At 62.5% G+C, this 13047-nt stretch carries 11 protein-coding genes; 6 read left to right on the forward strand and 5 right to left on the reverse strand.

What is annotated here, in order from left to right:
• Positions 1–15: 15 nt before the first annotated feature.
• The 5 genes from AC1Z3V_RS21155 to AC1Z3V_RS21175 all read right to left on the reverse strand — a co-directional run bounded on the left by AC1Z3V_RS21155 (position 16) and on the right by AC1Z3V_RS21175 (position 5043).
• Positions 16–1740, reverse strand: coding sequence for an IlvD/Edd family dehydratase (locus AC1Z3V_RS21155; protein ID WP_483501513.1), 1725 nt, complete (start codon positions 1738–1740; stop codon positions 16–18).
• An 80-nt stretch (positions 1741–1820) separates the two neighbouring features.
• Complete coding sequence (locus AC1Z3V_RS21160) at positions 1821–2705, reverse strand: SMP-30/gluconolactonase/LRE family protein (protein ID WP_483501515.1); 885 nt, start codon at positions 2703–2705, stop codon at positions 1821–1823.
• Positions 2705–3340: a 2-dehydro-3-deoxy-6-phosphogalactonate aldolase gene (locus AC1Z3V_RS21165; RefSeq protein ID WP_483501517.1), complete on the reverse strand. Its 636-nt coding sequence runs from the start codon at positions 3338–3340 to the stop codon at positions 2705–2707. The genes AC1Z3V_RS21160 and AC1Z3V_RS21165 overlap by 1 nt, the downstream gene beginning before the upstream one ends.
• A 15-nt stretch (positions 3341–3355) precedes the next feature.
• Positions 3356–4273, reverse strand: coding sequence for a 2-dehydro-3-deoxygalactonokinase (locus tag AC1Z3V_RS21170; protein ID WP_483501519.1), 918 nt, complete (start codon positions 4271–4273; stop codon positions 3356–3358).
• Positions 4273–5043, reverse strand: a complete 771-nt coding sequence (locus tag AC1Z3V_RS21175) for an SDR family NAD(P)-dependent oxidoreductase (RefSeq protein ID WP_483501521.1) — start codon at positions 5041–5043, stop codon at positions 4273–4275. The genes AC1Z3V_RS21170 and AC1Z3V_RS21175 overlap by 1 nt, the downstream gene beginning before the upstream one ends.
• 152 nt (positions 5044–5195) lie before the next feature.
• Between AC1Z3V_RS21175 and AC1Z3V_RS21180 the strand changes: the two genes are divergently transcribed.
• The 6 genes from AC1Z3V_RS21180 (at position 5196) to AC1Z3V_RS21205 (ending at position 13032) form a co-directional block, all read left to right on the forward strand.
• Positions 5196–6011, forward strand: coding sequence for an IclR family transcriptional regulator (locus tag AC1Z3V_RS21180; RefSeq protein ID WP_483504125.1), 816 nt, complete (start codon positions 5196–5198; stop codon positions 6009–6011).
• Between the two features lie 195 nt (positions 6012–6206).
• Positions 6207–6947: a LuxR family transcriptional regulator gene (locus AC1Z3V_RS21185; protein ID WP_429812177.1), complete on the forward strand. Its 741-nt coding sequence runs from the start codon at positions 6207–6209 to the stop codon at positions 6945–6947.
• Positions 6948–7089: 142 nt separating this feature from the next.
• Positions 7090–7863, forward strand: coding sequence for a LuxR family transcriptional regulator (locus AC1Z3V_RS21190; protein ID WP_429812175.1), 774 nt, complete (start codon positions 7090–7092; stop codon positions 7861–7863).
• Between the two features lie 565 nt (positions 7864–8428).
• Positions 8429–9592 carry an Mrp/NBP35 family ATP-binding protein gene (locus AC1Z3V_RS21195; RefSeq protein WP_483501523.1) on the forward strand — a complete coding sequence of 388 codons (1164 nt, stop codon included), beginning with the start codon at positions 8429–8431 and terminating at the stop codon, positions 9590–9592.
• A gap of 547 nt (positions 9593–10139) precedes the next feature.
• A complete protein-coding gene (locus AC1Z3V_RS21200) occupies positions 10140–11117 on the forward strand; it encodes a magnesium transporter CorA family protein (RefSeq protein ID WP_483501524.1) in 978 nt (325 codons plus the stop codon).
• Positions 11118–11133: 16 nt separating this feature from the next.
• Positions 11134–13032 carry a potassium transporter Kup gene (locus AC1Z3V_RS21205; protein WP_429812168.1) on the forward strand — a complete coding sequence of 633 codons (1899 nt, stop codon included), beginning with the start codon at positions 11134–11136 and terminating at the stop codon, positions 13030–13032.
• The last annotated feature ends 15 nt before the right edge of the window (positions 13033–13047 follow it).

Raw genomic sequence — 13047 nt, forward strand, 5'->3', positions numbered from 1 at the left:
TTGGATGCCTTGCGGTCAGTGGCTTTCCCGCAGGACCTCGCTGCCGCTGCCGCCGACGAGGAAGTCGAGATCCGCACCCTTGTCGGCCTGCAGCACCGTGTCCTGGTAAAGCTTGTAGTAGCCGCGCGTCCATTTCTGCGGCGGGGCCTGCCAGGCGGCCATGCGCGTCGCAAACTCCTCGTCGCTGATCATCAGGTTGAGCTCGCCCTTCATCGCGTCGAGGCGGATGCGGTCGCCAGTCTTGACGATGGCGAGCGGGCCGCCGGCGTTTGATTCCGGGCTGACGTGCAGGACGACGGTGCCGAAGGCGGTACCGGACATACGGGCGTCCGAAACGCGCACCATGTCGCGCACGCCTTTTTCCACCAGTCGCCGCGGGATCGGCATGTTGCCGACCTCGGCCATGCCCGGGTAGCCTTTCGGTCCGCAGCCCTTGAGCACGAGGATGGTGTCCTCGGTCACCGGCAGATCCGGATCGTCGATCTTTGCCTTCAGGTCCTCAATGGTCTCGAAGACATATGCCGGGCCCTCGTGTACGAGCAGATGCTCGCTCGCAGCCGACGGCTTGATGACGGCACCGTTCGGCGCGAGGTTACCCTTGAGCACGCGAATGCCGGCGGCAGCCCTGAGCGGATTGTCGAGCGGGCGAATGACGTCGTCGTTGTAGACCTCGGCATCTTCCCAATACTTGCTGATCGGCACGCCGAAGACCGTCGGCGCATCGGCATGCAGCAGATGCTGGATGCGGTTCATCACTGCCGGCAGGCCGCCGGCATAGGCGAGATCCTCGATCAGATACTTGCCCGACGGCATGCAATTGACGATGCACGGCACCTGGCTTCCGACACGGTCGAAGTCTTCGAGACAGAGGTCGACGCCGGCACGGCCGGCAATGGCCAGCATGTGAACGACGGCATTGGTCGATCCGCCGACAGCGGCGTTGGCGATGATGCCGTTCTCGAAATTCTTCCTGGTCAGCACCTTCGACAGGCGCAAGTCCTCATGCACCATCTCGACGATGCGCTTGCCGGTCATATGCGACAGCGCCATGCGGCGGGCGTCGACGGCGGGCAGGGCCGCATTGGTCGGCAGCGACAGGCCCATGGCTTCGACAATCGAGGCCATGGTGGTGGCGGTGCCCATGGTCATGCAGACGCCCGGCGAGCGCGACATGCCGCTCTCGGCCGCCATGAATTCCTGCATGCTCATCTCACCGGCGCGCACGGCTTCGGAGAATTTCCAGACGTCGGTACCGGAGCCGATGTCCTTGCCCTTCCACTTGCCGTTCAGCATTGGGCCGGAGGAGACGACGATCGTCGGCAAGTCGACCGAGGCAGCCCCCATCAACTGGCCGGGCGTGGTCTTGTCGCAGCCGCCGAGCAGCACCACGCCGTCGATGCCGTAGGCGCGGATCGCTTCTTCGACGTCCATGGCGAGCAGGTTGCGGAAGAGCATCGCGGTCGGCCGCATCTGCGTCTCGCCGAGCGAGGACACCGGGAACTCGACCGGAAAACCGCCGGCCTCCCAGACGCCGCGTTTCACACCCTCTGCCAGAATGCGCAAGTGGCTGTTGCAGGGCGTCAGTTCCGACCAGGTATTGCAGATGCCGATGATCGGGCGACCGTCGAAAACATGATCCGGAAATCCCTGGTTCTTCATCCAGGAACGATGGATGAAGCCATCCTTGTGGGTGCCGCCGTACCAGTGGCGGCTGCGCAGTTCTTTCTTCTTGTCGCTCATGCGAGCTCCTCCTCACCATGCGATGAAACGGGTGGCTGAATTGTATGACTTTTTATTGGCGCTTCGCCAAGAGGTTCCGTTCAGAGTCGGAAGGACGGTTCAAACCGGCCCTTGACGCTGATGCCGAGATCGAAGGTCTTGCCGGCATGGGGGTCGGTGGCGCGCGTGGCGTCGTCCATGTCCTGCCAGGCGGATGTCACCAGTATGCGGTCGGCCTTCGGGCCGATGAAGGCCGTGCAGCTCGGCTGCGTCGTCGGCACCGCATAACGCGCGGTCCGCATACCGTCGGGCCGGTAGACGTCGACCGTGCCGCTGCCCCAGCGGGCGTTCCAAATCAGGCCATCGGCATCGCAAATGGAGCCGTCGATGCCACCGGCTTCGCCACTGCTGTCGACAAGGAGGCTGGGCTCACCTTTCGGCAGTCCGGTCCCGGCGTCGATATCGACGCGCATCAGGTGGTTGATGTCGGTGTCGACGAAATAGGCGACGGTTCCGTCTGGCGAAAAACAGATGCTGTTCGGAATGGTGATCCTGTCGTAGAGCTTCGTCACCGTCGTACCGGCCACGTGATAGATCGCACCGGCGCCCTTCTCGGCGCTGCGTCCCATGGTGCCGATCCACAGCGAACCGGAAGCATGGACGCGGCCGTCGTTCGAGCGATTGCCGGGCTTGTCCTCAAGCGCGGTGAGCAAGCTGAAGGCGCCGGTCCGCGCGTCCCTGACGAAGAGGCCCTGGTCGGTCGCGACCAGTTGCCGCGACGGATCGATGACGGCGAGCACGCTTCCGAGGAATGGCAGGTTGTGCACGGCCTTGCGGCCGGTTTCGAGATGCAGTTCGTGCAGTTCCTGGCCCTTGATGTTGAACCACCAGGCGGTACCGGTGGCCGGGTCAAAGGTCGGGCCTTCGCCGAGGATCGAGGTCGCCTCGCAAAGGATGCTGCCGGAAAAAGGAATGGTATCGCTCATCAGCGTGCTCCGTAGACGGCGTCATAGGCCTTGATGGTTGCGACAGCGCGTTCGCCGACTTCGGCGGCGCTCATGCCCGGTTTGTAAAGGCTGGAGCCGAGGCCGAAGCTGCGGATGCCGGCCTTGGCGTAGTCGCCGAAATTCGCGTCTGAAACGCCACCGACGGCGGCAATCTCGAGGTCGGGCGGCAGGATCGCGCGGATCGCGGTGATGCCCGATGGCCCGAGCACACTCGCCGGGAAGAACTTGAGGCCGGTCGCGCCGGCTGCCGCCGCCGAAAGCGCTTCGGTCGGGGTAAGCACGCCGGGCATGGTCACCATGCCCTTTTGTGCCGCAAGGGAAATGACCGCCGGCTCGACGTTCGGGCTCACCATCAGCCGCCCGCCGACATCGGCAAGCTGCTCCACCTGCGCCGTCGTCAGCACCGTGCCGGCGCCGATCAGGCAATTCTCCGGCGCCATTTTCACGGCGGTTTCGATCGAGCGGAACGGATCGGGGGAATTCAGCGGGATCTCGATGGCGGTGAAGCCGGTTTCGATCAGCGCGCCGACGACGCCTTCGGTCCCCTCGGGCTTGAGGCCACGCAAGATCGCGATCAGCGGATATTTCATCGGCGGAAAGGGAATGCGGTTCATGAGCTTGTCTTTCGTTCAGAGGGGCCAGATCGCCTGGGCGGCGGTCGAGAGGCCGGCGCGGACCGCCGTGTCGGCATCGACGACCCTGAGCGGGCGGCCGAGGCTTTCGAGCGCGGCTTGATAAAGTGTACCAAGTGAACCGGAGGCGACGAGGCAGATGCCGTCGATCGTCTCGGCTGAGGCCAGTGCGCCGGCGATCTCGAGGCCGATCAAGGTGCCCGACAGCAACGCCTTGGCGTCGGTCGCACTGGCGCCGTGCAGCAATTGCCCGGCACGCGCGCCGAAGATCAGGCTGGTCGCAAGCGCCGGATTGGTGCTGGCCTCCGCGACGGCCGCCGCAAAAGCGGGATGATCGCCGGAAAAGGCGTGCGCGTCCGCAATCGAGTGGCTGAGGATCGAATGTTTCGAGATCACGTCGAACAATTCGCCGGTCATGAAGGTGGAGAAGCCGCTGACTGCGCCGTCTTCGAGGCGAACCCATTTGCTGTGCGTTCCCGGCATGCAGACGAGGTGCCGGCCGCGGCCGAGTTCGCTGGCGGCGCCGAGCAATTGCGTTTCCTCGCCGCGCATGACGTCCGGGTGTCGCCTGTCGCGTTGCGCGAGACCCGGCAGGATGCGGATGTCCCGATCGAGATCCGGTACTGCCACCGCACGGGCGGCGATGTCGGTCAGGGCCGCCGGGGTATCGAGATAACCGGCCTCGACCCAGCCCTGCTTGGCGCCGGCCATGCCGCAGATGATCGCGGGCAGATGGCCGGGCGCCTCGACGGCCGCCAGGTGCTTTTCCAGAACCGCATGGAAGCCGCTCTTGCTGGCGGTCGTCATGCCTTCCCCGCTGCGGCGTTCGGCAAGCACCGAGCCATCCTCGCCGACGATCCACAGCCGGAAACTCGTGGTTCCCCAGTCGACTGCGGCATAATAGGCTGCCGTCATCAAAGTGCGCCTCCATCGATGATCATTGTTTGTGCGGTCATGCCCGAGGAGCAGTCCGACGCGAGGTAAAGGCAGGGCCCGACGAGATCGTCGGCGGTCAGGCTGCGTTTCAGGCACTGCCTTTCCTGCATCTTGGCGATTGCCACGTCGCTGAGCCACAGCCGCTTCTGCCGTTCGGTGACGATCATGCCGGGCAGGATTGCGTTGACGCGGATATTGTCCGGCCCGAGCCTGCCGGCGAGCGATTTGGTCAGGCCGACGATGCCAGCCTTCGCCGTCGCATAGCCTGGAATTTCGCCCATGTTGAGCAGAAAGGCGATCGACGAGAAATTGACGATCGAGCCGCCGCCGGCTTGCCGCATGTGCGGCGCGACCGCCTGGCTCATGAAGAAGAGGTGCCGGAGATTGACCGCCTGGCTTTCGTCCCAGCTCTCTTCGGTCACGGCTTCCAATGCCTGGCGATCATCGCGCGCCGCATTGTTGACGAGCACATGGATTGCGCCGAGCGATTCTATCGCGGCTTCCGCCGTGTGACGCACCGCTTCGATATCGCGCAGGTCTCCGGGAATGAAATGCGGCTTGTAGCCGGTTTGATCGTCGAGCCGTTCGCAAAGATCGGCGCCTGCCCGCTCGTCGATATCGACGAAGGCGACCCGCGCGCCCTGGCGCACGAAGCCCTCGACCAGGGCGGCGCCGATACCCGAGCCGCCGCCGGTTACCAGCACGCAGCGGTCACGCAAGTCGTGAAACTGTACCTTGGGCGCCGGCATGTCCCGCACTCCCCCGTGAAGACCGTTTAAGGTTTCAGTTAGTTCCATTATTCGGAACTTGATTTTAGTATGTGGAATTATCGGATCGAAGCGTCTATCTTGTCAAGATCAGGCGCGCGACGGCGACAGCCACTTGAGACAAGCGAATGACGATGACAAACGAGATGATGGCAGCACCTGAGGCGCGCGGAGAGGCCAGCACGGGCACGCTCGGCAAGGCGATCGCGGTGCTGGAAGCCGTGGTTACTGCAGATGGCCCGCAGCGCTTTACCGATATCCTTGCCCGCTCCGGCCAGCCGCGTGGCACATTGCATCGGCTGCTCAGCCACCTCGTCGAAGAAGGGCTGCTGGTTCAGCGCCGCGATCTGTCCTACGAGCCCGGCCTTCGGCTGCTGACGCTTGCCTATCGTTCCTGGTCTGCCAACCGCTTTCGCGACGTCGCCGAACCGCATCTGCAGCGCCTCCACGAATTGACTGGCGAGACCGTGCATCTCGGCATCCTGCGCGAAACGGAGATCGTCTACGTCGACAAGGTCGAGAGCCGGCAGACGGTGCGCATGAGCTCGCAGATCGGCAAGGCCTCACCGGCCTATTGTACCGGCATCGGCAAGGCGGCGTTGTCCTTGCTGGGGCAGCCGGAACTGGAGCATGTGCTGAAGAGGACCGAATTTCACCCGTTCACCTCGCATACGCATCGTTCGGCGGCGACACTGCTCGCGGAAGTCGAGCAAATCCGGCGCGACGGCCATGCCTTCGATCGCGAAGAGCATGAGGCGGAGATACGTTGCGTGGCTGCACCCATCGCTATTCCCGGGAGCGAGCTTGCCGCCGGAATTTCGGTGACGGGGCCGGCCTACCGGGTCAGCATGGAACAACTGGTGGCCTGGGCAACGCCTGTACGCGAGGCGGCTCGGGCGATCGCCGAGGAGGCGGCAATCCGGCTCGGACCCGGGCGTGGTGGACCTTGAATTCACTTTACGGTAAATTAGAAACATCGACTGGACGCGGCGCGTCAAGCTCGATAACTTTTAATATATCAGACTCAGGTTCGTGGATGGTCTTAGTCTGGTTTGGTTTTGGTATTTGTAGAATTTTTGACGTGATCTTCAAGCGGCGTCAGCGGCCGGCCCCCTTTTGGCGCCGGATGTGGAGAAGGGCGGAAGATGATCGATTTCAGCGCGAATTTGTCGTCGTTGACGCTTCCTGATGGGCGGAGCATCAGGGGGCCGATCTGTTGTGAAGAAGACTTTCGGCGAGTGATCGCCCAGGTCGCGGATGCCTATGGTTTCCGCGGCTTTCTGGTGCTTGCAGTCCCCGATACGGGCTCCAGCAGCCTGTCGGCCAACGCACTTATGACCAATTATCCGACTGCGTTTCTGCAGGGCTATGACAGCGCCGGCCTGATCAATGGCAGTCCGGTGATCCAGCGTCTGCGCCGCAGTACCATTCCCTTCACTTATGACGCGCATCAACTGGCGCGTCGCCGCTCCGACGGCAAGGGGGATGCGGCCATTTGCGTTTTCGAGCAGGCGAACATGCCGCGCGGCCTCTATCTGCCGGTGCATGACGCCAACGGGCATCGCGCGGCGATCGCCTTCGGCGGCGATCGCCCCGTCGTTTCCAACGACGAGTTGCAGGAGCTCAATCTGTGGGCGGGCGTGCTCTACAGCAAGTACATGGAGGTTCGTGAGCGCGGTCGGCGCGGGGCGGGCAGCCTCTCACGCCGTGAGGTGGAGTGCCTGCGATGGGCGGCTGCCGGCAAGACCACCAGCGAGATGGCGAAAATCCTGGCGCTGTCCGAATATACGGTCAACCATTACCTCAACCGCGCGACGCGCAAGCTGGACTCGGTCAACCGCGTCCAAACGGTCGCGAAGGCCGTGCGCGCCGGCCTCATCAATTGACGATCGGTGCCGGCCGCGCCTGAAGCGGACGGCCCGTATGCCCTTCGCGAAGGAAATACACAGACTTTTGGGCCGCGGAGGCAGGGATTCTCGATCATCTGTTGGCATTGGCAGGCCGCTCGGTCTATTTGATAATTGATGAATGCCATGGAACGCGCGAATGCAGGATACGATGACGGCCGGGATGACTGACGCAGATCTGCCCCGGGGCGGCGATTTCGCGTCCGAGATCGCAACGCTTGAGACCCAGTTCGATATCATCCGCTATATGCGGCGGATTACGCAGGTCTTCGGCTTCAAGACCTTTCTGATCTGCTCGATTCCCTCGATCGACGTGGAGCGTCTGGCCGCGAGCACCGTCATCTCGAACATGCCGGCGGAACTGCTGAACAAATACGACAGCCTGTCGATGCTGCGCTTTAGCACCGGCGTTCGTCGCCTGCGCGAGACGACGACGCCATTCCAGGTGACGCTCGAAGCCTGGGAAGGCGAGGGCGGAAAACCGGAAACCGCGTCCGAATACATCACGATGCTGCGCGAGAACGGCATCTTCCAGGCGAGCTATTTCCCGGTTCATGACGCCGAGGGCGGCCGCGGCGCGGTCATCCTGATGGGGCCGCTGGTCGAATTGCCGATGACGGTGACCATGGAGCTGCAGATGATTGCGATCCATGTCTACAATCGCCTCGCCGAGATCGGCTCCGTGTGGAAGAGCAGTGGCGCGACGCTGTCGGAGCGCGAGATCCAGTGCCTGAGCTGGACTGCCGCCGGAAAGACCAGCGCTGAGATCGCCGGAATCCTCGGGCTCTCCGAACACACGGTCAATCACTATCTCAATCATGTGACGAAGAAGCTCGACGCCGTGAACCGCACGCAGGCGGTCGTGAAGGCGATGAAGAAGGGCTACATCAGCTAACCCTCCTGGTGCCGAAGGCCGCTGCCTTTTTCTCGGGCGCTCCCTGTCCTGCGTTCGCGACGGGGACCAACCATCGTAGCCGCCGGAATTCTGCAGCCTGTCGCGCAGAAGTGCGCAGCTGTTTTGCGATAAGGGCACGAAAAAATATCAAGAGCTTGAAGCGCAAGGAGCGATCGGAAAGAGCGCGATGCGCCGTAATTCTTAGGCGATCGCCGGCCGACCTGCTTCATCCTTGGACGATCTGCAGATGGTTGCTCAGATTCTGAGCAGATGCCCTGGCCGCGTCTTTCGCTGGAAATTCGCGCATCTATTTGAAATTTATAGCTGTTTTCGCCTGTTCTGAATCTGGCACGCATCCTGCTTTACTATTGGCGTGTCCAGAGGGGACTAAAAAGAAGACAGCGCCCACGAAGGTCGCGATCGAAAGGGCCACTGCCCGCCTCAAGGTGATCCCGGATGTACGGACACCGGGGTGGGTGGTGGCCCTTCCTTTTTCCGATATGTCGCATTGGCGAAGCGCCCGGCCTCGACTATCTAAGGGATAACAAAAGAATGAGAGGGCGCGATGCCGGAAGTCACGAAAGAAGTGGTCCTTGAGAAGCTGCGCACGGTGCGTGGCCCGGACATGGAAGGCAACATCGTCGATCTCGGGCTCGTGTCTGATGTCTTCATCTCCGATGGCAAGGCCTATTTCTCGATTACGGTGCCGGCCGACCGCGCCAAGGAATTGGAGCCGATGCGGGCCGCAGCCGAGCGCGTCGTGCGCGACATCCCGGGGATCACGGCGGCAATGGTGGCGTTGACCGCCGACCGCAAGGCGGCGCCCGCCGGTGCGCCGGTGCAGCGTCCGCAGCCCTCGGCAGCGCCTCATGCCGGCCATTCCCATGCGCCGCGTCCCGCCGGTGGCCCGCCCGCCAAGGCCGGCATCCCGGGTGTCGGCGCCATTATCGCGGTTGCCTCCGGCAAGGGCGGCGTCGGCAAGTCGACGACCTCGGTCAACCTGGCGCTGGCGCTGAAGGCGAACGGCCTGAAGGTCGGCCTGCTCGACGCCGACATCTATGGTCCCTCGATGCCACGCCTCCTGAAGATTTCCGGAAGGCCGCAACAGATCGAAGGACGCCTCATTCGCCCGATGGAGAACTATGGCCTCAAGGTCATGTCGATGGGCTTCCTCGTCGACGAGGAAGTGGCGATGATCTGGCGCGGGCCGATGATCCAGTCGGCCCTGCTGCAGATGCTGCGCGAAGTCGCCTGGGGCGATCTCGACGTGCTGGTCGTCGACATGCCGCCCGGCACAGGCGATGCCCAACTCACCATGGCGCAGCAGGTGCCGCTCGCCGGCGCCGTCATCGTCTCGACGCCGCAGGATTTGGCGCTGGTCGATGCCCGCAAGGGCCTTACCATGTTCCGCAAGGTGGAAGTTCCGGTTCTCGGCATCGTCGAGAACATGAGCTATTTCATCGCGCCCGACACCGGCAAACGCTACGATATCTTCGGTCATGGCGGTGCCCGCAAGGAAGCCGAGCGCATCGGCGTCCCGTTCCTCGGCGAAGTACCTCTGACCATGGGAATTCGCGAAACATCGGATGCCGGGACGCCGCTCGTCGCGTCCGACCCGGCCGGCGAGGTCGCTCGCATCTACCGCGATATCGCGACCAAGGTCTGGGACCAGATATCCGCCACACAGCAGGACAAGAGCCGCGCAGCGCCGACCATCGTCTTCGAGTGACCGATTACGCGGAGGTCGGTTGGCCTTTCCGCGCCGCGGTACTCTCGGGCCTGGCGCAGGCCGCAATGCAAGGTGCTACTGCGACTTTGCATGTCAGCCATGACGTCGCGCCGGGCGCCGAATCGTTTTGCCCTTGATTCGATTTTGATTTAAGCAAACATGCGGTAGGGTGGAGCCGATATGGCGGCACACGCCCGTGTGCCGGATTGCAAGGGGGCATTGATTTTGCGTTTGCGTTGCGCCATATGCCTTGCCGCACTTGCGAAGGTGCCCAACTTGACGCCCTCTCGCCGGAGATTTTGGCCTCGCGCGATGACTGAGTTGAAGACTTTGTCCTGACTGGCGGAACGCTCCATCCGATGGATCTCTATTGTGGGTATTTTGTGGCGCACGACCTTTCGCCTTCGCGGTTCGGCACACTGCATGAATCCTCAAACCGGAATGGATTTAAGGATGAAATTATGCGGCCGCTCACTGTGCTACGGCCACGTTTGAGCATGTTGGCAGACGGGCGGCGCTGTCAAATTCGCACGACGAGGACGGTCGCATGATCACCGGCTATTGCGCCGATGGGACTGCCGTCGTTCTGGCGTCGGCCGAACCACCCGAGAAATTGCGTCCCGATATCATCTGGCTGGATCTGTTCGAGCCCAGCAAGGCAGAAGACCTGATGATGGAGAAGCTTCTCGGCATTTCCATTCCGACGCGCGACGACCTGAAGGATATCGAACCTTCGAGCCGCCTCTATGTCGAAGACAATGCCGTGTTCATGACGGCGTCGCTGGTGTTCCGTTCGGATACGGAAGTGCCTGGCCTCACGGATGTCGGCTTTATCCTGTCCGGTGGCCGGCTTGTGACCATCCGCTACGCCGAGCCCCGGTCCTTCACCCTCTTCAAGACATCGATGCATCGCTTCCCGGGCGGTTGCCGCGACGGTGCGGTCGTCTTGACCCGGCTTCTGGAAACGATTGCCGACCGGACCGCGGAGATTCTCGAGCAAGCGGTCACGAAGATCGACGATCTGTCGATCGACGTCTTCAGCGACAAGGCGGCAGGCAAGCGCCGGCCGCCGCATTATCTCGAAGCGCGCTTGCGTGATGTCGCCGGCCATCATCGCCTTGTCGCCAAGACTCGCGACAGCCTTGCCTCGCTCTCGCGCTTGCTGACCTTCGTCTACACCGTTCCGGTCGTTCAGGAAGACAAGGACACGCGCGAACTCTGCCGTTCGATCTCACGCGATATCCAGTCGCTTTCCGAACACGCAAGTTTCATTTCCGGCAATATCACCTTCCTGCTCGACGCGTCGCTGGGCCTGATCAACGTCGAGCAGAACGCTATCATCAAGATTTTCTCGATCGCATCGGTCGTCCTTCTGCCGCCGACCCTGGTCGCCTCGGTCTACGGCATGAACTTCCGTGTCATGCCCGAACTGGAGTGGCATCTCGGCTATCCCTGGGCGCTTGCGGCAATGGTAATATCGGCTGTGATCCCCTTCTTCTTTTTCCGCTGGAAAGGCTGGCTTTGATGGCCAGTAGGTTTGCATGACCCAACCGCATGCCCCCTCCCACGAGCCGAAGGATCTGCGCCGCTTGCTGATCCTCGGGCTTGGCTCGATCGGTGTCGTCTATGGCGATATCGGCACCAGCCCGCTCTACGCCTTTCGCGAAGCGCTGCGCCCGGTTTCCCACGACGGCGTGACCGACGTGGAGATCATCGGCCTGATCTCGCTGATGATCTGGACGCTGACGATCATCGTCACGATCAAATACGTGCTGTTCCTGCTGCGCGCCGACAACCAGGGCGAGGGCGGCACGCTGTCGCTGCTCGCCCTTCTGATGAAGTCCGCCAACGGCCACGCGTCGATCCTCTTCTTCATGGGGATTGCCGGTGCAGCGCTCTTCATCGGCGATGCGATGATCACGCCGGCCCTGTCGGTTCTTTCGGCTGTCGAAGGTCTGAAGCTGGTGACGCCGGCGCTATCGGATTACGTGGTTCCGATTGCGGTGGTCATCCTGCTGCTGCTCTTCGCCGTGCAATCCAAGGGGACCGCGGCGGTCTCCAACTTCTTCGGGCCGATCACGCTCGTCTGGTTCCTGGTCATGGGTGCTGTCGGATTGGTCCACATCGCCGATGACATGTCGATCTTCAAGGCGTTCAATCCCTACTATGCCGTGAGCTTCATGCTGAGCGAGGGCTATGTCGGTATCATTGTGCTCGGCGCCGTCTTCCTGACGGTGACGGGAGCCGAGGCGCTTTACGCCGACCTCGGACATTTCGGTCGCCGCCCGATCCAGTGGGCTTGGTTTGTCATCGTCTTTCCCGCGCTGACGCTCAACTATCTTGGACAGGGCGCCTTCGTACTCAAGAACCCCGAAGGCATGTCTGACCCGTTCTTCCTGATGTTCCCGAAATGGGCGCTGTTGCCGGCGGTGATTCTGGCGACGGCCGCCACCATCATCGCCAGCCAGGCGGTGATAACCGGGGCCTTTTCGCTGACGCGTCAGGCGATCCACCTCGGCTTCCTGCCGCGCATGGCGATCTTCCACACGTCGGAAACGCACACCGGCCAGATCTATCTGCCGAACGTCAACACGCTGCTGATGTTCGGCGTCATGGCGCTCGTCTTCGTCTTCGGTTCGTCGGAATCGCTTGCCACCGCCTACGGCATCTCGGTCACCGGCGCGATGGTGGTGACGACGGTGCTTTCCTTCGAGTTCCTGCGCACGCGCTGGAACTGGTCGCCAGTCTGGGCGGCCGCCGTGCTGCTGCCCCTGTTCGCGCTGGAGTTTATCTTCCTCGGCGCCAACATGCTGAAGATCCACGACGGCGGCTACGTGCCGGTGCTGATCGCCGCCACCTTCATCATCATCATGTGGACCTGGCGGCGAGGAACCGAAATCCTGCACGCCAAGACGCGCCACATCGACATTCCACTGGCGAGCTTCATCAAGTCGATCGAGCGCAAGAGCGAGCATGCGCCGGTGGCCGTCCCCGGCACGGCCGTATTCCTGACGAGCGACCCGGAATCGACCCCGGCCGCGCTGCTCCACAACATCAAGCACAATCATGTGCTGCACAATCAGAACTTCATTCTGACGATCCGAACCGCCAACACGCCGAAAGTTCCGAAATCCGAGCGGGTGAGCATGCAGCCGCTTTCGGATCGCTTCACGCTGCTCGAGATGCGCTTCGGCTTCATGGAAACGCAGAACGTTTCGCAGGCGCTCGGCCTTTTCCGCAAGTCGGGGCTGAAGTTCGACATCATGTCGACCTCCTTCTATCTCGGTCGCCGCAAGCTCGTGCCCGATGCCGAATCCGGCATGCCGCATTGGCAGGACCGGCTGTTCATCGCGCTTGCCAACGCGGCGATCGACCCGTCCGATTATTTTCGCCTGCCGACCAACCGCGTCGTCGAACTCGGTTCGCACGTCATCATCTGATCCTTTTGCCCTCCC

It is taken from the genome of Ensifer sp. 38_S197 (assembly GCF_056924495.1).